Origin of the sequence: Paracoccus sp. (in: a-proteobacteria), assembly GCF_035556475.1 — a bacterium.
Lineage (GTDB): Bacteria > Pseudomonadota > Alphaproteobacteria > Rhodobacterales > Rhodobacteraceae > Paracoccus.
On record NZ_DATMFA010000146.1, the window covers coordinates 52,278 to 72,424 of the forward strand.

Consider the following 20,147-nt stretch of genomic DNA (forward strand, 5'->3'; position numbering starts at 1 on the left):
ACCGTGTACAAAATAGCTCCCGGTTACAAAGAAGGAAGGATCAGCGATGGCGCGCGTTGAAAAGGCAGGCCTGCGGGTCGACGAAACCCTGGCCAATTTCCTCAACGAGCGCGCCTTGCCCGGCAGCGGCGTCGAGCCGCGCCGCTTCTGGGAGGGGCTGTCGAACCTGCTCCATGATTTCGGGCCGAGGAACCGCGCGCTGCTCGAGCGTCGGGACGAGCTGCAATTGGCGATCGACGCGTGGCACATTGGCCGTCGTGGCCAGCCTTTCGACGTCGGTGCCTATCGCGATTTTCTGGCCGAGATCGGCTATCTCCAGCCCGAGGGCGAGGATTTCGCCATCGACACGCCTGACACGGATCCTGAATTCGCCTCGGTCGCGGGGCCGCAGCTTGTGGTGCCGATCACCAATGCCCGCTATGCGCTGAACGCGGCCAATGCGCGCTGGGGCAGCCTCTATGACGCGCTTTATGGCACCGATGCGATGGGCGACCTGCCGCAGGGCAAGGGCTATGACGCGGAACGCGGCGCGCGCGTGATCGCCTGGGGGCGCGGCTTCCTCGATGAGGCGGTGCCGTTGGCTGAAGGGTCGTGGTCCGATGTCGCGGCGCTTTCGGTCGCGGGCGGCGTGCTGTCGCCCGCGCTGCGCAATCCGTCCCAGCTTGCCGGGCATATCGGCGATGCCGCGCGGCCCTCGGACGTGTTCCTGAAGAATAACGGCCTTCTGATCCGTGTCGTCATCGACCCCTCGACCCCGGTGGGCGGTCAGGACCGCGCCGGCATCTCGGATATCGTGCTGGAATCGGCCCTTTCCGCGATCATGGATTGCGAGGATTCCGTTGCCTGCGTCGATGGCGAGGACAAGGCGCTGGCCTATGCCAACTGGCTGGGCCTGATGGATTGGAGCCTCGAGGAGCAGGTCGAGAAGGGCGGCAAGACCTTCACCCGCAAGCTCAACCCCGATGTCAGCTTCACCGCGCCGGACGGCTCGACCGTGACGCATAAGGGCCGGGCGATGATGCTGGTGCGCAATGTCGGTCACCTGATGACCACGCCCGCCGTCCTCGACCGTGAGGGGAACGAGGTGTTTGAGGGGTTGCTCGACGCCATGGTGACGGCGCTTTGCGCCAAGCGCGACCTTGACCGCGAGGGGCCGAAGAACTCGGTCACCGGGTCGATCTATGTCGTGAAGCCCAAGATGCACGGCCCCGAGGAAGTTGCCTTTTCCTGCGAGGTCTTCGATTTCGTCGAGGAGGTGCTGGGCCTGCCGAAAAACACCGTCAAGCTGGGCATCATGGACGAGGAGCGGCGCACCAGCGTCAACCTCAAGGAATGTATCCGCGCCGCCCGGAGCCGCGTCGCCTTCATCAATACCGGCTTCCTCGACCGCACCGGGGACGAGCTGCATACCTCCATGGAGGCGGGCACGATGTTCGCCAAGGGCGAGATGAAGTCGCAGCCCTGGATCTCGGCCTATGAGGACCGCAACGTCGATATCGGCCTTGCCTGCGGGCTGGCCGGCAAGGCGCAGATCGGCAAGGGCATGTGGGCGATGCCCGACCGCATGGCCGACATGCTGGAGCAGAAGATCGCGCATCCCCGCGCCGGCGCGAACACGGCATGGGTGCCCAGCCCGACGGCGGCGACGCTTCACGCGACCCATTACCACAAGGTCGATGTCCATGCCCGCCAGGCCGAGATCGCGGCGCTGAAGCGCCCGGCGCGGCTTGACGATCTGCTGACCATCCCGCTCGCCCTTGGCCGCAACTATAGCGACGAGGAGATCGCCCGCGAACTCGACAACAACTGCCAGGGCATCCTTGGCTATGTCGTGCGCTGGATCGATCAGGGCATCGGCTGCTCGAAAGTGCCCGACATCAACGATATCGGGTTGATGGAGGACCGGGCGACGCTGCGCATCTCGGCCCAGTCGCTGGCGAACTGGCTGCATCAAGGCGTCATCACCCAGCAGCAGGTGATGGATGCGATGCGCAAGATGGCGCAGGTCGTCGATCGGCAGAACGCCGCCGACCCGCTTTATCGGGCGATGGCGCCGGGCTTTGACGGGGTGGCCTTCCAGGCGGCCTGCGATCTGGTCTTCCTCGGTCGCGTCCAGCCCTCGGGCTATACCGAGCCGGTATTGCACGCCCGCCGCCTGCAGGCCAAGGCCGATCAGGCCGCCTGACATCCCTGCATACCTGACGATTCCCTGATCCCGGCCCGCCCTTCGCGCGGTGCCGGGATCATTGCTTTTCGGCCATCGGCAATGAGGGGCCGGAGGTATAGTCCGTGAAACGTCGCGTCACTTTTCGGGATTGCTTCTCCCCTCGCGGTCTTGTGAAAGATTATTTCGATGCTATGCAGACCGCGTTGCGATGCCAACAGGGGAGTGTTCTGGTGAAGATCGGCGCTTTGAAGGAAAGTTTTGAGGGGGAGGCCCGGGTCGCGATCACGCCGTCTTCGGCCGCTCATCTCAGGAAGTTGGGACATGAGGTCTTTGTCGAGGCCGGGGCGGGTACGCGGGCGGGCTTTACCGACGCGGCCTATCAGGCAGCAGGGATCACGGTCGAGCCGACGGCGGGCGCGCTGATCAACGACGTGGACGTGGTCGTCAAGGTGCGTCCGCCGAGTGATGCCGAGATCAAGGCGATGCGACGCGGCCAGACGCTGATCTCGCATTTCTACCCGGCGCAGAACGCCGAACTGCTGGAGGCTGCGCGCGAGCAGGGCATCACCGCCATCGCCATGGACATGGTGCCCCGGATCAGCCGGGCGCAGAAGATGGACGCGCTGAGCTCGATGGCGAATATCGCGGGCTACCGCGCCGTGATCGAGGCCGCGAACAATTTCGGCCGCTTCTTCACCGGGCAGGTGACGGCGGCGGGCAAGGTGCCGCCGGCCAAGGTGCTGGTGGTGGGCGCGGGCGTCGCGGGGCTTGCCGCGATCGGCGCCGCGACCAGCCTTGGCGCGCAGGTCTATGCCTTCGACGTGCGCCCCGAAGTGGCCGAGCAGATCGAATCGATGGGGGCGCAGTTCGTCTATCTCGACTTTGCCGAGACCCAGACCGACGGCGCCGCGACCGGCGGCTATGCCGCGCCCTCAAGCCCGGAATTCCGCGAAAAGCAGCTGGAGAAGTTCCGCGAGCTTGCGCCCGAGATGGACATCGTCATCACCACGGCGCTGATCCCCGGCCGCGATGCGCCCAAGCTCTGGACCAAGGACATGGTCGCGGCGATGAAGCCCGGCAGCGTCATCGTGGACCTTGCGGCCGAGCGCGGCGGCAATTGCGAACTGACCGTTCCTGACGAGCGTTTCGTGACCGAAAACGGCGTCATCATCATCGGCTATACCGATTTCCCGTCGAGGATGGCGACGCAAGCCTCTGAACTTTACGGAAACAACGTCCGTCACATGTTGGCTGACCTGACCCCTGGCAAGGACGGGGTTCTGGTCCAGAACATGGAGGATGACGTCATCCGCGGCGCCACCGTCACCAATGACGGCGACGTGACCTGGCCGCCGCCGCCGCCCAAGGTCGCGGCGATCGCGGCGCAGAAGCCCAAGGAAAAGCCCAAGGAACTGACGCCCGAGGAGCGCCGCGCGCAAGAAGTCGCCGCCTTCAAGGCGCAGACCCGGTCGCAGGTCACGCTGCTGGTCGCAGGCGCGGTCCTGATGCTGCTGGTCGGCAGCTTTGCCCCCGCCAGCTTCCTGTCGCATTTCATCGTCTTCGTGCTCAGCTGCTTCGTCGGCTTCCAGGTGATCTGGAATGTCAGCCACTCGCTGCACACGCCACTGATGGCGATCACCAACGCGATCTCCTCGATCATCATTGTTGGCGCGCTTTTGCAGATCGGCTCGGGCTCCTGGCTGGTGGTCCTGCTCGGCGCGGCCTCGGTCCTGATGGCGGGCGTCAACATCTTCGGCGGCTTCCTGGTCACGCGCCGGATGCTTGCCATGTTCCAGAAGTCGTAAGGAGAGGGTGATGGAGTACGGAATCACCACCGCCGCCTATGTGGTCGCGGCCGTCCTGTTCATCCTGTCGCTGGGCGGGCTTTCGGGACAGGAAAGCGCCAAGCGCGCGGTCTGGTACGGGATCAGCGCCATGGCGCTGGCCGTGGTCGCGACGCTGTTCGGCCCCGGCGCGGGCAACTGGCTGTTGTCGCTGGTCATGCTGGCCATCGGCGGCGGTATCGGCTGGGTCGTCGCCAAGCGCGTCCAGATGACCGAGATGCCGCAGCTTGTCGCCGCGATGCACAGCCTTGTTGGCCTTGCCGCCGTGCTGATCGGCTTCAACGCCCAGTTCGAGCTGGGCCGCGTGATCCGCGCCCGTGCCGCTGACGCCGCGGCCGAGTTCCACGGCTTTGCCGCCGTGCTGGCGCACAAGACCCCCGCCGAAATCGCCATGCTGAAGGTCGAGGTGGCGCTGGGAATCTTCATCGGCGCGGTGACCTTCACCGGCTCGATCGTGGCTTTCGGCAAGCTTGCCGGCAAGATCGACGGCAAGCCGAAGAAGCTGCCGGGCGGGCATCTGCTGAACGCGGGTGCGGCGGCTCTGTCGCTGCTGGCGGTCATCCTTTACTGCTCGGTCGGGGCTCCGGTGCTGTGGCTGCTGGTCATTACCGCTGCCGCCTTCTTCATCGGCTATCACCTGATCATGGGCATCGGCGGGGCGGACATGCCGGTCGTGGTCTCGATGCTGAACAGCTATTCCGGCTGGGCGGCGGCGGCGATCGGCTTCACGCTGGGCAATGACCTGCTGATCGTGGTCGGCGCGCTGGTCGGCTCCTCGGGTGCGATCCTGAGCTATATCATGTGCAAGGCGATGAACCGCAACTTCGTCAGCGTGATCCTCGGCGGCTTCGGCGGCGAGACCGGCCCGGCGATGGAGATCGAGGGCGAGCAGATCGCCATCGACGCCGAAGGGGTCGCCGCGGCGCTGAATGATGCCGACGAGGTCATCATCGTTCCGGGCTATGGCATGGCGGTGGCGCAGGCGCAGCAATCGGTTTCCGAACTGACCCGCAAGCTGCGCGCGCGCGGCAAGAACGTCCGCTTCGCCATCCACCCGGTCGCGGGCCGTCTGCCGGGGCACATGAACGTGCTCCTGGCCGAGGCGAAGGTGCCTTACGACATCGTCATGGAGATGGACGAGATCAACGATGATTTCCCCTCGACCGACGTGGCCATCGTCATCGGCTCGAACGACATCGTGAACCCGGCCGCGCAGGAAGATCCGAACAGCCCGATCGCCGGGATGCCGGTCCTCGAGGTCTGGAAGGCGAAACAGGTCTTCGTGTCGAAGCGCGGGCAGGGCACCGGCTATTCCGGGATCGAGAACCCGCTGTTCTACAAGGAGAACACGCGCATGTTCTACGGCGACGCCAAGAAGTCGATCGACGCGCTTCTGCCGATGATCGAGTAATCTTGGGGCCAATCGGCCGAATGATTAAGGCGGGCCCCGGTGGGGCCCGCCTTTTTCTTCCGCCAAGTTGGTGGTGATCAAAGAGCCTGGAGCATGGATTTGATGACATCGGCAGGAAGCGCAGGATGCAGCGCCAGCTTGCGCGTGCGTTTCCCCCTGCGGGGGATGAGCAGGGCGCAGCGCGTAGCCACGGCCTGCGAGCGTTCGATCGAACTTTCCACGATGGCGCCGGCACGCCACCGAGATTGAGGACCGAAGCGCATCACGGACTCGATCAGGCCGGGAACATATCCCCGGGTCTCATCGGAATCGATCAGGGCGTCATGGATGACAGGCGGTAGATGCATGACTCTTGGTACGTACTCTTGAACTTGAATGACTTGTTAACTCTTTGACCAGATGAATCCTATCTGACCTTTTGAACAGGTCTTCCATACAGGCGGAAGACCGGGGCTGGCGCTGGCGCAGGGCGATGCCTCAGGGCGTAATCAGGATGGGCGTGCCGTCCCTGACCATGGCATAGACATCCTCGACCTCTTCGTCGCGGACGGCGATACAGCCCGCGGTCCAGTCGCGCCGGTATTGCGAGAGGGCGCGCCCCTCGGGGCCCTGTCCGTGGATGAAGATGTCGCCGCCCGGCCGCATCCCCACGCTCGCCGCATAGGCGGTGTCGAGCGGGTTCGGATAGGAGACGCCGATCGACAGGTGATATTGGCTGTTCGGGTTGCGGCGGTCGATGAAATAGACGCCCTCCGGGGTCTTGCCATCGCCCTCGAACTGCTTGTGGCCGATCGGCTCATTCCCCAGCCCGATGTCATAGACCTTGAGGGCGCGGTTCCCGTTCAGCAGATACATCTTGCGCTCGCCCTTCTGGACCAGAACCTCGGTCACGGGCGGACCGTTATAGCGCTTGAACTTGCTGGGCGCACAGGCGGCCAGTCCGGCAATCACGCCGATCAGGATCAATCTGGATAGCCAGCGTTGCATCTCTGCCCCTCGCAGCATGGTTTTGCACTATTTTGCCTGTCTCGCGCGTGGGTCGCAATGCGGGTGCAATCACGAAATCCTGAGCCGAGGCGGTTATCACACGTCCAGGGCTTTCCGCTTGCGGGTTGAATTGCGCCGGCTAATCATGCGGGCATGAAGGATGATGCCGAGCACCCGCTGCGCTATGCGCTTGTCAACGAACTGCATGCCCGGCCCTCGCCGCGGCTGGAGGCGCCCTGCACGGCGGTCTTCATCGCGATCAAGGAGCCGCGTGACGCAGCCAATCGCGACCGGGCGAGCGATGTCGCCCATCTGGCCGAGCTTTGCCTGCGCCACGGCGCCCCCAGCCCCGACCCGGAGGCGGGGCATTACGCCGCGCATCTTGGCCGGCACAAGCTGCGCTGGGAAAGCCATACCGAGTTCGTGACCTATACCGCCTTCGCGCGCGGGCTGCCGACGCGGCCCTTCGATCCCTCGGTGGGCGAGATCTTTCCCGGCGAATGGCAGCGGCGCGCGCCGGGCAAGCGGGTCGCGGCGGTGATGATCCATGTCGATGTGCTGCCCGACGATCCGGTCGAGATCCAGCCGAGGCTGGAGCGGTGGTTCGCGGCGGACAGCCTCGCCTCGGCCTGGGTGCTGGACGAATCCGCGGTCGTCGCGGGCGATTTCCGCCTCGATCCGGCGGGCTGGATGCGCTTTGCCGTCTTTGTCCGTCCCGGCACCGGCAGCGGGCGGATCGGGCGCATCGTCCAGCGCCTCCTGGACCTCGAGACCTATCGCTCGATGTCGATGCTGGGCCTCAACCGCGCGCGGGAGTTGAGCGAGCAGCTGAACGCGCTCGACCCGCAGATCAGCGACATCGTCGAGAGCATGGCCGACGATTCGCGCCCGGCCGAGGCGCTGCTGCACGATCTCCTCTCGGTTTCGACCCGGCTGGAAAGCGCGGCGGCGCGGCACAGCTTCCGCTTTGGCGCCACCGCCGCTTATGAGGCGATCGTGATGGACCGCGTCGCGGCCCTGCGCGAGACGCGCTTTCGCGGCGGGCAGATGCTGACCGAATTCATGGCGCGCCGCTATGCGCCCGCGATGCGGACCGTGCGGTCGGCCGAGCGGCGGCTTTCCACGCTGCTCGACCGGACCGAGCGCGCGGGCGAGCTGTTGCGCACCCGCGTTGATGTCTGGCGCGGCGCCCAGAACCAGGAGATCATGGAGCGCATGGACCGCCGCGCCGACCTGCAACTGCGGCTGCAGCACACGGTCGAGGGGCTGTCGGTCGTGGCGATCAGCTATTACGCGGTCGGGCTGCTGGGCTATGCGCTTTATCCGCTGGCCCATGCGCTTGATCTGGACAAGGCGGTGCTGATCGCCGGGCTGACGCCGCTTGCGGTGCTGGCGGTCTGGTTCGGGATGCGGCGGATCCGCGCAAGGCTGCATGCGGATCACTGAACCGGCTTTACCGCGCGGCCCGGCAAGGCGATAACCCCGGCGCAATTCTCAGGAGATTTCCTTGCGACTCGTGCTTTGCATCCTGGCCGTGGCCGCGCTTTCCGCCTGCAATATCCCCCTCATCCCGGTGATCTGATGACACGAACCCTGACCATGTATGGCCTTGGCCATTGCTCGACCTGCCAGAAGGCCATTCGCGAACTGGAGGAGGCCGGCTGGACGGTCGCTTTTCGCGACGTGAAGGACGCGCCGCTTTCCGACGAGGAATGGCAGCGGATGATCGCGGATTTCGGCGAGAAGCTGGTCAACCGCGCCAGCCTGACCTGGCGCGGCATGTCGGCCGGCGAGCGTGAGGGCACGCCCCTTGCCATGCTGGGCGCGAAGCCGTCGCTGATGAAGCGCCCGGCCATCGTCGAGGGCGAGAAGCGCCTGCTGGGCTGGACCGCCAATGTGAAGCGCGCGCTGGGAGTCGCCGCCTGAGGCGCGTTCCTGCCTCGCAGGGGGCTGGCCGCCGGAAAACCTGACCCAAGGGACAGGGAAACCGTGACGCGTGGACTGTCTGAGGGCAATCGTCGGCATGATAGAATGCCGGCGCGATGTCCCAGTCAGGTTAACCAGTATCATGCGTCACCCGATCCTTGCCCTTGCCTTCGGCTTCATCGTGGCGGGCGCGCCCGCTTGGGCCGCGCCCAGCCTCGAGCGCGGGGAATATCTTGTCCAGGGACCGGCAGGCTGCGGCAATTGCCACACGCCGATGGGACCGCAGGGCTTCGACATGGCGAAGGACCTGTCGGGACGCCTCGTCGACAAGAACCCGGCCTTCACCGCCATCGCGCCGAACATCACCCCCGCTGGCCGCATCGCGGGCTGGAGCGATGCCGAGCTTGCCCGCGCGATCCGCGAGGGCATCCGGCCCGATGGCAGCCTGATCGGCCCGCCCATGCCCTTCACCATGTATCGCGGGCTGGGGGACGAGGACCTCGCTTCGATCGTGATGTATCTGCGGGGCGTTCCGGCTGTCACGGGTGATCCGGGGAAATCGGAATATGCGATCCCGCTGCCCCCGGCATATGGTCCCCCCATTGCCGCCGTCACGCCACCGCCACGCGGGGTCACGGTCGAATATGGCGCCTATCTGGCCGGCCCGATCTCGCATTGCATGGAGTGCCACACGCCCATGGGCCCAGAGGGTCCGCTGGTCGGGACGCGGCTTGGGGCAGGCGGGTTCGAGTTCGCCGGACCCTGGGGCGTCTCGGTCGCGGCGAACCTGACGAACGGGCCGGACGGGTTGGCGGACTATGCCGACAACCAGATCAAGGCGATGATCACCGAAGGCAAGCGGCCGGATGGCAGCGCCATGCATCCGCCGATGCCCTATCCCTATCTTGCGAAGATGACCCCCGAGGATCTGGATGCGATCATCCTTTACCTGCGGAGCCTGCCCGCCTTGCCCGATGACGAGTGAGGAAAGAAGGGGGGCCTTCTGCCCCCCATCTCCTGCGGAGATTCCCCCCGAGGGTATTTTGAAACGGTGAAGGGATCCTAGTTCAGCGCCTTGTCGGTGATCGCATGGGTCCATGCCCCTTCGGGCGCCTTCGAGATCACCGGGTCCGAGCCGCCCGAGAGCAGCGTGTCGACAGTGCGCTTGAAGTCGGCCTCCTCCAGCGCGCCGTTGGAGCCTGCGGTCAGTTTTGCGACCTCCGCAGCCATGCGGGCCTGATGCTCGATGGTCTGGGCGCCGGTCTCGTCATTTTCGAGCACGATCTCGGCCGCTTCGTCGGGATGTTCTTCGGCATATTTCCAGCCCTTCATGCTGGCGCGGACGAAGCGGGCGAGCTTGTCCTCCATCGCCGGGTCGGCCAGCGCGGTTTCAAGGACGTAGAGCCCGTCCTCGAGCGTGGCGACGCCCTGATCCTCGTATTTGAAGGTTACGAGATCCTCGGGCTTCAGGCCTGCGTCGATCACCTGCCAATATTCGTTATAGGTCATGGTGCTGATGCAGGCAGCCTGTTTCTGCAGCAGGGGATCGACGTTGAAGCCCTGTTTCAGCACGGTCACCCCATCGGGCCCGCCATCGGTCTTGAGGCCGAGGTGGTTCATCCAGCTGAGGAACGGATATTCGTTGCCCGAGAACCAGACCCCGAGCGTCTTGCCCTTGAAGTCGGTCTTGGGATCGACGATGCCCGATTCCTTGAGGCAGGTCAGCATCATCCCCGAGCTCTTGAAAGGTTGGGCGATATTGACGATCGGCAGGCCTTTTTCGCGGGCGGCAAGGGCGGCGGGCATCCATTCGACGGTCACATCCGCGCCGCCGCCGGCCAGAACCTGCACCGGGGCGATGTCGGGGCCGCCCGGCTTGATGGTGACATTCAGCCCTTCCTCCTCGTAGAAGCCCTTGTCCTTGGCGACGTAATAGCCGCCGAATTGCGCCTGGGTGACCCATTTCAGTTGCAGCGTCAGGTCATCCGCCGCCGAGGCCGCGCCCGCCATCAGCGAGATGAGCCCGGCCGAGATCAGCAATGCTTTCATTCCACTCTCCACTGTTGTGGGGCTGGGCCCCGGCTTATTGGCGCTGCGAGGGATGCCAGAACGTCACCCGTTTCTCGACCAGCGCGACAATTCCATAGAAGGCGGTTCCGGCGAGCGCCGCCACCAGAATCTCGGCCCAGACCAGCGCCATATTGAGCTGTCCCACCGCGGTCGAGATGCGAAAGCCCATGCCGCGGGTCGGGCTGCCGAAGAATTCGGCGACGATCGCCCCGATCAGCGCCAGCGTGGTGGTGATCTTCAGCCCGTTGAAGAGGAAGGGCATGGCAGCGGGCAGGCGCAGCTTGAACAGCGCCTGCGGGTAGCTTGTCCCCCAGGTCGCGATCTGGTCGCGCGCCAGTGCATCGGTCGCGGCAAGCCCCGCGACCATGTTCACGAGGATCGGGAAGAACACCATGACCACGACCACCCCCGCCTTGGATTGCCAGTCGAAGCCGAACCACATGACAAGGATCGGCGCGATGCCGACGATCGGCAGGGCCGCGACGAAATTTCCGATCGGCAGCAGGCCCCGCTGCAGAAAGGGCGAGCGGTCGATGGCAATGGCGGTCAGGACCGCAAGGGCCGCCCCGATCAGCCAGCCCGTCAGTGCACCCTTCAGGATGGTCTGGACGAAATCGCCCCAGAGGAGCGGCAGGTTTCCGATGAACGCGGTCCAGATCTGGCTGGGGGCGGGCAGGATGACGGCGGGGATGGCGAAGCTACGGCAGGCCATTTCCCACAAGACCAGCAGCGTTGCGCCGAAGATCAACGGGACCAGCAGGACCGGAAGGCGTCCCGGTTGGCGGGCCAGCCAGCCGTTGAGGCCAAGGGCGGCCAGCCAGACGGCGATCAGGGGCAATGCGGCCGTCATCGCGCGAGGCCCATGCGGCGCAGGGTGGCACGCTCGATCCCCGCGATGATCGCGACCAACCCTGCCGCCAGCGCGGCGGCGGCGAAAAGCGCGGCCCAGATCTGGATGGTCTGGCCGTAATAACTGCCCGAGAGCAGCCTTGCCCCCAGCCCCGCGGTCGCGCCAGCCGGCAATTCGCCGACGATCGTGCCGACCAGCGCCGCCGCCACCGCGACCTTGAGGCTCGCGAACAGGTAGGGCATGGCCGAGGGCAGGCGCAGCCGCCAGAAGACCTGCGCGCGCGATGCGTTCCAGGATCGCATCAGGTCCATCTGCATGGCGTCGGGCATGCGCAGCCCCTTGACCATGCCGACCAGCACCGGGAAGAACGACAGCCAGGCCGAGATCATCGCCTTGGGCAGCAGCCCGGTAACGCCGGCGCTGGCAAAGACCACGATCACCATCGGCGCGATGGCAAGGATCGGCACGGTCTGGCTGGCGACCGCCCAGGGCATCACGGACAGATCGACGACCCGGCTGTGGACGATGCCCACCGCCAGCAGGATCCCGGCCAGCGAGCCGATGGCGAATCCCGCCAGCGTCGCCGAAAGCGTGATCCAGCCATGCCAGACGAGGCTGCGCTTCGACGTGATCTTCTGTCCGGTGATCCCGTCCCAGAGCCCCTTCGCGACCTGATGCGGGGCGGGAAGGACGGGGCGTTCCTGCGTCATGGTCCGCTCGACCAACTGGCGCGGGCTCAGCGCCTCGCCGGCGCGGGCCGCCTGATCCCTTGCCCAGGGGGCATTCAGCCCGATCGCCGCGCCATACCAGACCAGGACGATCACCGAGAGGACGGTCAGGACGGGCAGGGCGCGGCTCATGTCGCGACCCCGCCGGCGCGGATTCCGCCCTCAGTCATAGCTCTGCCCCTCACGCAGGCCCTCGCGCACCTCATGGGCGACACGGATGAATTCGGGCGTGTCGCGGATCTCCAGGGGCCGTTCACGCGGCAAGGTGCTTTCGATGATGCGGCTGATCCGGCCGGGACGCGGCGACATCACCACGATCCGGGTCGAGAGATAGACGGCCTCCGGTATGGAATGTGTTACGAAACCAATGGTTTTCCTGGTCTTCCTCCATAACTCCAGCAAGGCTTCGTTCAGCCGGTCGCGCACGATCTCGTCCAGCGCGCCGAAGGGCTCGTCCATCAGCAGGATATCGGCATCGAAAGCCAGCGCCCGGGCGATGCTGGCCCGCTGCTGCATGCCCCCGGATAATTGCCAGGGATATTTGCCGCCAAAACCGGAAAGCTCGACCAGATCCAGCACCCTCGCAATGCGCTCACGTCGTTCTGCCTTGGAAAATCCCATGATTTCAAGCGGCAGCGAGATATTCCCCGAAATCGTCCGCCATGGATAAAGTCCCGGCGCCTGAAAGACATAGCCGTAAGCCCGCGCCCGCCGCGCCTCGTCCGCCCCCATCCCGTTCACGCGGATCTGGCCCGCGGTCGGCGTCTCCAGCGCGGCGATGGTGCGCAGGAAGGTGGTCTTGCCGCAGCCGGAAGGCCCGATGAAGCTGACGAAATCGCCCTTGCCGATGGTCAGGCTGACATCCTTCAGCGCATGGACCGGACCATCCGCGGTCTGGAAGGTCAGGCTGACGCCGCGTGCCTTGATCTCGCCCAAGTCAGACCCCGCTTGCGGGGATGCCCGATCGTTCGACGGGACGGGGCGCGGTCAGCTCCTTCCAGGCCGAGAGGGCGCGGTTGACGGCGGGCCGCGCCTCGCGGGCGACGAACTCGCCATGGCCCTCGCGGCTCTCGACCTTGCCCTCGGTCACGGCGACCACGCCGCGGGTCAGGGTAAAGCGCGGCAGGCCGGTGACCTTGATCCCCTCGAAGACATTGTAGTCGATCGAGGATTGCTGCGTGCCCGCGCTGATTGTCTTTTCGGCCTTCGGATCCCAGATCACCAGATCCGCATCCGATCCCACCAGCACCGCGCCCTTTTTCGGATACATGTTCAGGATCTTCGCGATATTGGTCGAGGTCACGGCGACGAACTCATTCGGCGTCAAACGTCCGGTCGCGACGCCCTGCGTCCAGAGGACCGGCATCCGGTCCTCAAGCCCGCCTGTCCCGTTTGGGATCTTGGTGAAATCGCCGATCCCGGTCCGCTTCTGCTCGGTGGTGAAGGCGCAATGATCGGTCGCGACGCAACTCAGGCTGCCCGATTGCAGCCCGGCCCACAGGCTGTCCTGATGCAGCTTGTTGCGGAAAGGCGGCGACATCACCCGCCGCGCGGCATGGTCCCAGTCGGGGTTGAAATACTCGCTCTCGTCCAGCACCAGATGCTGGATCAGCGGCTCGCCCCAGACGCGCTTCCCCTGTGCCCGCGCCCGCCGGATCGCCTCATGGCTGTCCTCGCAGGAGGTGTGGACGACGTAAAGCGGCACGCCCGCCATGTCGGCGATCATGATGGCGCGGTTCGTGGCCTCGCCCTCGACCTGGGGCGGGCGGGAATAGGCATGGCCCTCCGGCCCGACATTCCCCTCGGCCAGCAGCCGCGCCGACAACTCCGCCACCACATCGCCATTCTCGGCATGGACCAAAGCCACCCCGCCCAGATCGCCGACCCGGCGGAAGGACGAGAACATCTCGTCGTCATTCACCATCAGCGAGCCCTTATAGGCCATGAAATGCTTGAAGCTGGTGATGCCGCGCCCGACTACCTCCTCCATCTCGTCAAAGACCTGCTCACCCCACCAGGTGACGGCCATATGATAGGAATAATCGCAATGCGCGCGCCCGGACTTGTTGTCCCACATCTTTAGCGCATCTATCAAACTCTGCCCGGGCGAGGGCAGGGCGAAATCGACGACCATCGTGGTCCCGCCGGCCAGCGCGGCGCGGGTTCCGCTCTCGAAATCATCGGCCGAATAGGTGCCCATGAAGGGCATCTCCAGATGCGTATGCGGGTCGATTCCGCCCGGCATGACATAGCAGCCCGAGGCGTCCAGAACCTCGTCCCCCATCAGCCCCTCGCCGATCGCGGCGATGCGGCCGCCCTCGACCAGCACATCCGCCTTGTAACTCAGATCCGCCGTGACGATGGTGCCGCCCCTGATGACCGTGCTCATCCCTCATCCCTTCTTCGTTCCAAAAATACTCCGGGGGTGCGGGGGCAGCGCCCCCGCTTGCGTCAGGCGACGATCTCGGCGGTCTCCAGCACCGCATGCAGCAGCACATCCGCGCCGGCGGCGGCCCATTCCGGGCTGATCTCCTCGGCCTCGTTATGGCTCAGCCCGTCGACACAGGGGCACATGATCATCACCGTGGGCGCGACCTTGTTCACCCAGCAGGCGTCATGCCCCGCGCCCGAGACGATATCCATGCGGCTATAGCCCAGCCGGTCCGCGGCCGCGCGAACCCGCGCGACAAGCGCCTCGTCAAAGGCGGGCGGATCGAACTGGCCCGAGATCTCGGCTGAAAACTCGCAGCCCAGCTCCGCGCAGATCGCGGGTGCCCGCGACAGGAACTCATCCGCCATGCCCAGCAGGACCGGCAGCAGATGGCTGCGGAAATCGACGGTAAAGACGACCTTCTCGGGAATGACGTTCCGACTGTTCGGATAGACGTCGATATGGCCGATCGCGCCCACTGCATCGGGCTGATGCTTCATCGCGATCTCATGGACCAACTCGGTCAGTTGCGCCAATCCGCGCCCGGCATTCCTGCGCATCCGCATGGGGGTCGAGCCGGTATGCTGCCCCTTGCCGGTCACGGTGCATTCGATCCAGCGCAGACCCTGGCCATGGGTGACGACGCCGATCTGGGTCGCCTCGGCCTCGAGGATCGGGCCCTGCTCGATGTGATATTCGAACATGGCGTGGATCTTGCGCGCGCCGGGCTTCTCCTCGCCTTTCCAGCCGATCCGCTCCAGTTCTTCGCCAAAGCTCCTGCCCTTGGCATCCTTCCGGGCATAGGCGTAATCCTGATCGATCACGCCCGCGAACACGCCCGAGGCCAGCATCGCAGGGGCAAAGCGCGTCCCTTCCTCGTTCGTCCAGTTCGTCACGACGATCGGGCGTCGTGTCCTGATCCCAAGGTCGCGGATCGAGCGGATGACCTCCAGCCCCGCCAGTACGCCCAGCACGCCGTCATATTTCCCCCCCGTGGGCTGGGTGTCGAGATGGCTTCCGATATAGACCGGGTCCAGCCCCGGCTCGGTGCCCTCATGGCGGAAGAACATGTTCCCCATCTGGTCGACCGACATCTCCATGCCAGCCTCCTCGCACCAGCCCTGGAACAGCCGGCGACCCTCGCCATCCTCATCGGTCAGGGCCTGGCGATTGTTGCCGCCGGCAATGCCGGGGCCGATCTTCGCCATATCCATCAGGCTCGTCCACAGCCGGTCGCCATCGACCTTCATATTGGCTGCGGGCATGGCGTCGGTATCCGTGCCGCCGGGGGCAGTCGTCATCCTGTCTTCCTTCCTGTCTGGCCGCCGTCTTCTTCGGTCCGGTCGGCGGGATTGGTCGCACGGGCTGCCTGCACGAGCCGTTCCGCAAAATATTGACCATTTGGTCAGGATCACGCTAGCACGGGGCTAGGGTCAGTCAAGCGCCTCGATACCGGCACCCGCGACTATTGCCCCCAGCCCTGACGGAGAACCATGGACGACAGGCCACGCCGGCAAAGCCGCATCCAGCAAAAGAACCGCGAGGCCATCCTTTCCGCGGCGCTGCAAGAATTTTCGGCACGCGGATTCGCGGGAACCACCATCGACCAGATCGCCGAGGCGGCGGGGCTCTCGAAGCCGAACGTCCTTTATTATTTCCCGTCCAAGGAGGCGATTCACAGCGCATTGCTGCAAGGCCTGCTCGAGATGTGGCTAAGCCCACTGCGCGAATTGCGGGCAGAGGGCGATCCGGCCGACCAGATCCTTGCCTATGCGCGCCGCAAGCTGGAAATGTCGCGCGATTACCCGCAGGAAAGCCGGCTTTTCGCCAATGAGGTGCTGCAGGGGGCCGGGCACCTCGCCCCGATCCTCGGCGGCGAGCTGCGCGACCTCGTCGAGGAAAAATCCACCCTGATCTCGGGCTGGATCGCCGAGGGGCGGATCGCCCAGGTCGATCCGCATCATCTGCTCTTCTCGATCTGGGCGCTGACCCAGCATTACGCCGATTTCGAGGTGCAGGTCCGCGCCGTCCTCGGCCCCGACCATGACCCCTATGCAGAGGCGCAGGTCTTCCTCGACCAGCTCTATCGCCGCCTGCTGACGCGCTGAGACTTCACCGTTTCCGAAATACCCCGGGGGTCCGGGGGCAGCGCCCCCGGCTTCGCCCGTCAGCTCCGGGAATAGACGTCCTCGTAGCGCACGATGTCATCCTCGCCCAGATAGGCGCCGGTCTGGACCTCGATCAGGACCATCGGCACCTTGCCGGGATTCTCCATCCGGTGGACCGCGCCCAGGGGGACATAGATCGACTGGTTTTCTGTCACCAGCGTGACCTTGTCATCGACCGTCACCTTGGCGGTGCCGCTGACCACGATCCAATGCTCGGAGCGGTGGAAATGCGATTGCAGCGACAGGGCCGCGCCCGGATTGACGACGATGCGCTTGACCTGAAAGCGGTCGGCCAGCGCCAGCGTCTCGAACCAGCCCCAGGGCCGGTGGTCGCGCAGGAAACTCTCCGCCTGCCGCGCGCCCTTGGCTTTCAGTGCCGAGACGGCCTTCCTCACCTCCTGTGCGCGGTCCATGCCGGCGACCAGCACAGCATCATTCGTCGCCACGACCATGACGTCTTTCAGGCCGATGCCCACGACCTCGATCCCCTCGTCCTGCGAGCGCAGCAGCACATTGTCGCAATCTATCGCGGTCGAGCGGGCGTCCGTCACCGCCCCGCGTTCCGCCGGGCTGTCGCCCTGCGCCTCGCGCCAGACGGCATCCCAGCCGCCAAGATCCGACCAATGACCCGAAAAGCGCACGACCGAGAGGTTGTCGGCCTTTTCCAGCACCGCATAGTCGATCGAAAGATCCGGCAGCCCGTCCCATGGCTCGGCGGCAAGGCGCAGGAAGCCCAGATCGGTGCGTGCCTCGCCGAGCGCCTGCTCGACCGGCCCGATGAACTGAGGGGCGTGTTCGCGAAAGGCTTCGATCATCGCCCAGGCCGAGAAGAGGAATATCCCCGCATTCCACAGATAATTGCCATCGGCGATCATCGCCTCGGCGGTCGCGAGGTCGGGTTTCTCGACAAAGCGGCGAAGCTCGACCGGGCCTTCGCCCGAGCCCGCGGCTTCCATATAGCCATAGCCGGTCTCGGGCCGGGTCGGCGTGATCCCGAAGGTGACGATCTGGCCCTGTTCGGCGGCGGGTATGCCCAGCTCGACCGCGCGGCAGAAGGCCTCGACATCCGGGACGACATGATCCGAGGGCGCGACCAGCAGCAGCCCGTCGGGATCGGTCCGGGCGACGGTCAGCGCCGCGGCCAGGATGGCTGGTGCGGTATTCCGCCCCGAAGGCTCGATCAGGATCGCGGCGGGGGCAATGCCGATCTGGTCAAGCTGCTCGGCGACGATGAAGCGGAAATCGGCATTGGTCATCACCAGCGGCGCGCCGAAGCGGGTGCCGGACAGGCGGCGGGCCGAGGCCTGAAACAGCGATTCCTCCCCGATCAGCGGCGCGAACTGCTTGGGAAAGCTCTTGCGCGAGACCGGCCAGAGCCGCGTCCCCGATCCGCCGGCCAGAAGAACTGGGGTCATCACCATGCGTCACTCCCTCGGCGCGCGGCCGTTCAACTTGCAACCGCAGTTATCCATGGGGATTTCGCGCCGCGCAAGCCGGGTCTGCCTCAATAGCCGCGCTGACGATCGACGAGGTGCAGCAGGGCCTCGCCCCGCATCGCCCGGCGCAGGTTCTCGGCCGCGACCGGGGCTGCGGTCTCTGGCCGGGTCGCCGCCGCGACATGCGGGGTGACGGTGACGCCCGGATGCGCCCAGAACGGATGGTCCGGGGGCAGGGGCTCGGTGCGGAAGACATCGAGGACGGCATGGCCCAGATGCCCGCTGTCAAGGGCGGCAAGCAGCGCCGCCTCGTCGATCAGGGTGCCGCGCCCGGCATTGATGATCCGCGCGCCCCGCGGCAACAGGGCCAGTCTTTCCGCGTCCAGAAGGTCGCGGGTCTCGGGCGTGTCGGGCAGCAGGCAGACGAGGATCTCGGCCCGCGCAAGCGCCCGGGGCAGGTCGGGTCCGGCGAGAGTTTCGATGCCCGGCACCGGTCGCCCCGAATGCGACCAGCCGGTCACGCGAAAGCCGAGCCCGGCCAGAGCCGCCGCCGTCGCACGCCCCATCTCTCCCATCCCCAGCACCGTGACGCTGCGCTGCGTCGCAAGCGGGGGGAACCGACCGCCGCGCCAGATACCGTCTTGATGCTGGCCGTCCATCCCCAGATGCAGGCGCATGGCCCAGCCCGCGCAATATTCGGCCATGCCGTGCGCCAGCCCCGGATCGACCATCCGGCAGAGCGGCTGGGTCAGGGTCGGGTTCGACACGATCCGCTCGACCCCGGCCCAGAGGCTTTGCACCACCCGCGCATTGGTGAAGGGCGAAAAGTCCAGCGTAGTCCCGTCCTCCGGGTAGCCGGGCGCATAGATCAGCGCGTCGAAGCTCGCCGGATCACCCTCGCGCAGCAACTCCATCTCGGGGCAGGCGGCGGCAAGGGCGGGGGACCATTCGGCCCAGTTCCGGTCGGGGGCCGCGAACAGCACCCGCATCAGCGCGGCCTGTGGACATGGGCGGATTGCAGGATGCCGAAGCCCATCAGCAGAATCATCAGCGAAGTCCCTCCGTAACTGACCAGCGGCAGGGGCGAGCCCTTGGCCGGAAGCATTCCCATGACCGTGGCCATGTTGATCGAGAAGTAAAGGAAGAATGTCCCCGCGATGCCGATCGTCATCAGGCTGGCGAAACGGTCCCGGTTGGTCAGCGCCGAATGGAGGCAGAAGCCGAGGATCAGGATGTAAAGCGCCAGCAGCGAGGCCGCGCCGACAAAGCCGAACTCCTCGGCCAGCGAGGTGAAGATGAAGTCGGTATGCTTCTCGGGCAGGAAGTTCAGCCGCGACTGCGTGCCCTGCATGAAGCCGCGCCCCGACCAGCCGCCCGAGCCAAGCGCGATCTGCGCCTGCATGATGTTGTAGCCCGCCCCCAAGGGGTCCGAGCCGGGGTCGAGGAAGGTGTCGATACGCCGGAACTGGTAGTCATGCAGAAGCTGCCAGTCGGTGCCCCGGCTCTCCATCACGGCGGTGACGAGGCCGACGACGACGGCGATCACCGCGCCGAAATACCACAGGCTGACCCCGGCCGCGAACATCACGATCCCGCCCCCGGCGATCAGCATGACCGAGGTTCCAAGGTCGGGCTGCATCAGCACCAGCGCGGTCGGCGTCAGGATCAGGATGACCGGGATCAGCACCCAGAGCGGGCGCGAGACCTTTTCGACCGGCAGCCAGTCGTAATAGGCGGCCAGCGTCATCACGAAGGCGATCTTGGTCAGTTCCGAGGGCTGGATGCGGATCGGGCCGACGATCAGCCAGCGCTGCGCACCCATGCCGACATGGCCCATGACCTCGACCAGCACCAGCAGCAGCACGCAGATCACATAGGCCCCGACCGAGATCGAGCGCCAGAACCAGATCGGCACGAAGGCCAGCGCGATCATGAGGACCATGCCCGCCGCGAAACGCTCCATCTGCGGCATGGCCCAGCGGTCGATCTCTCCGCCCGAGACCGAGTAGAGCATGAGGAATCCGATGCAACTGACTGCCGTGACAAGGAAAACCAGAGGCCAGTTCAGATAGAGGATCTTGCGCCAGCCGGTCGGGACGCGTTCGACCGTGTAATCGAGATAGCTCATG

At 65.7% G+C, this 20,147-nt stretch carries 17 protein-coding genes; 7 read left to right on the forward strand and 10 right to left on the reverse strand.

Going from position 1 to position 20,147, the window contains the following annotated elements:
- The first annotated feature begins 46 nt into the window (after positions 1–46).
- From VNQ78_RS20850 to VNQ78_RS20860, 3 genes are all read left to right on the forward strand, one after another.
- Positions 47–2,185, forward strand: a complete 2,139-nt coding sequence (locus VNQ78_RS20850; RefSeq protein ID WP_325693798.1) for a malate synthase G — start codon at positions 47–49, stop codon at positions 2,183–2,185.
- Positions 2,186–2,397: 212 nt separating this feature from the next.
- Positions 2,398–3,972 (forward strand): Re/Si-specific NAD(P)(+) transhydrogenase subunit alpha, encoded by a 1,575-nt coding sequence (locus VNQ78_RS20855; protein WP_325693800.1) that lies wholly within the window; start codon positions 2,398–2,400, stop codon positions 3,970–3,972.
- 10 nt (positions 3,973–3,982) lie between these two features.
- Positions 3,983–5,422: an NAD(P)(+) transhydrogenase (Re/Si-specific) subunit beta gene (locus tag VNQ78_RS20860; RefSeq protein ID WP_325693803.1), complete on the forward strand. Its 1,440-nt coding sequence runs from the start codon at positions 3,983–3,985 to the stop codon at positions 5,420–5,422.
- 477 nt (positions 5,423–5,899) lie between these two features.
- Here the strand turns inward: VNQ78_RS20860 and VNQ78_RS20865 are convergent, their stop codons facing one another.
- Positions 5,900–6,409 (reverse strand): L,D-transpeptidase family protein, encoded by a 510-nt coding sequence (locus VNQ78_RS20865; RefSeq protein ID WP_325693806.1) that lies wholly within the window; start codon positions 6,407–6,409, stop codon positions 5,900–5,902.
- Positions 6,410–6,562: 153 nt separating this feature from the next.
- Between VNQ78_RS20865 and VNQ78_RS20870 the strand changes: the two genes are divergently transcribed.
- From VNQ78_RS20870 to VNQ78_RS20880, 3 genes are all read left to right on the forward strand, one after another.
- The gene (locus VNQ78_RS20870; protein ID WP_325693808.1) at positions 6,563–7,855 is read left to right on the forward strand and encodes a DUF3422 domain-containing protein; all 1,293 of its coding nucleotides are present in this window, start codon (positions 6,563–6,565) and stop codon (positions 7,853–7,855) included.
- A 135-nt stretch (positions 7,856–7,990) separates the two neighbouring features.
- Complete coding sequence (locus tag VNQ78_RS20875) at positions 7,991–8,335, forward strand: arsenate reductase family protein (protein WP_325693811.1); 345 nt, start codon at positions 7,991–7,993, stop codon at positions 8,333–8,335.
- Positions 8,336–8,477: 142 nt separating this feature from the next.
- Positions 8,478–9,320, forward strand: coding sequence for a c-type cytochrome (locus tag VNQ78_RS20880; RefSeq protein WP_325693813.1), 843 nt, complete (start codon positions 8,478–8,480; stop codon positions 9,318–9,320).
- 77 nt (positions 9,321–9,397) lie between these two features.
- Here VNQ78_RS20880 and VNQ78_RS20885 read toward each other — a convergent pair whose 3' ends face one another.
- The 6 genes from VNQ78_RS20885 to VNQ78_RS20910 form a co-directional block, all read right to left on the reverse strand.
- On the reverse strand, positions 9,398–10,384 hold the full coding sequence (locus tag VNQ78_RS20885) for an ABC transporter substrate-binding protein (RefSeq protein ID WP_325693815.1): 987 nt from the start codon (positions 10,382–10,384) through the stop codon (positions 9,398–9,400).
- 34 nt (positions 10,385–10,418) lie between these two features.
- The gene (locus VNQ78_RS20890) at positions 10,419–11,255 is read right to left on the reverse strand and encodes an ABC transporter permease (RefSeq protein WP_325693817.1); all 837 of its coding nucleotides are present in this window, start codon (positions 11,253–11,255) and stop codon (positions 10,419–10,421) included.
- Positions 11,252–12,115 carry an ABC transporter permease gene (locus tag VNQ78_RS20895; RefSeq protein ID WP_325693820.1) on the reverse strand — a complete coding sequence of 288 codons (864 nt, stop codon included), beginning with the start codon at positions 12,113–12,115 and terminating at the stop codon, positions 11,252–11,254. Before VNQ78_RS20895 ends, VNQ78_RS20890 begins: the two co-directional genes overlap by 4 nt.
- A 30-nt stretch (positions 12,116–12,145) precedes the next feature.
- On the reverse strand, positions 12,146–12,919 hold the full coding sequence (locus tag VNQ78_RS20900; RefSeq protein ID WP_325693823.1) for an ABC transporter ATP-binding protein: 774 nt from the start codon (positions 12,917–12,919) through the stop codon (positions 12,146–12,148).
- Position 12,920: 1 nt separating this feature from the next.
- Positions 12,921–14,372 (reverse strand): dihydropyrimidinase, encoded by a 1,452-nt coding sequence (gene hydA, locus VNQ78_RS20905; RefSeq protein ID WP_325693826.1) that lies wholly within the window; start codon positions 14,370–14,372, stop codon positions 12,921–12,923.
- 62 nt (positions 14,373–14,434) lie between these two features.
- Positions 14,435–15,679, reverse strand: coding sequence for a Zn-dependent hydrolase (locus VNQ78_RS20910; protein ID WP_414694128.1), 1,245 nt, complete (start codon positions 15,677–15,679; stop codon positions 14,435–14,437).
- A 228-nt stretch (positions 15,680–15,907) separates the two neighbouring features.
- On the opposite strand from VNQ78_RS20910, the gene VNQ78_RS20915 reads away from it, so the two are divergent.
- Complete coding sequence (locus VNQ78_RS20915) at positions 15,908–16,522, forward strand: TetR family transcriptional regulator C-terminal domain-containing protein (RefSeq protein WP_325693832.1); 615 nt, start codon at positions 15,908–15,910, stop codon at positions 16,520–16,522.
- Positions 16,523–16,581: 59 nt separating this feature from the next.
- On the opposite strand, the gene VNQ78_RS20920 is transcribed toward VNQ78_RS20915, so the two are convergent.
- From VNQ78_RS20920 to rodA, 3 genes are all read right to left on the reverse strand, one after another.
- The gene (locus VNQ78_RS20920; protein WP_325693834.1) at positions 16,582–18,003 is read right to left on the reverse strand and encodes a mannose-1-phosphate guanylyltransferase/mannose-6-phosphate isomerase; all 1,422 of its coding nucleotides are present in this window, start codon (positions 18,001–18,003) and stop codon (positions 16,582–16,584) included.
- Between the two features lie 83 nt (positions 18,004–18,086).
- Positions 18,087–19,007 carry a glyoxylate/hydroxypyruvate reductase A gene (locus tag VNQ78_RS20925; RefSeq protein ID WP_325693837.1) on the reverse strand — a complete coding sequence of 307 codons (921 nt, stop codon included), beginning with the start codon at positions 19,005–19,007 and terminating at the stop codon, positions 18,087–18,089.
- Complete coding sequence (rodA, locus tag VNQ78_RS20930) at positions 19,007–20,146, reverse strand: rod shape-determining protein RodA (RefSeq protein WP_325693840.1); 1,140 nt, start codon at positions 20,144–20,146, stop codon at positions 19,007–19,009. Before rodA ends, VNQ78_RS20925 begins: the two co-directional genes overlap by 1 nt.
- Position 20,147 lies beyond the last annotated feature (1 nt).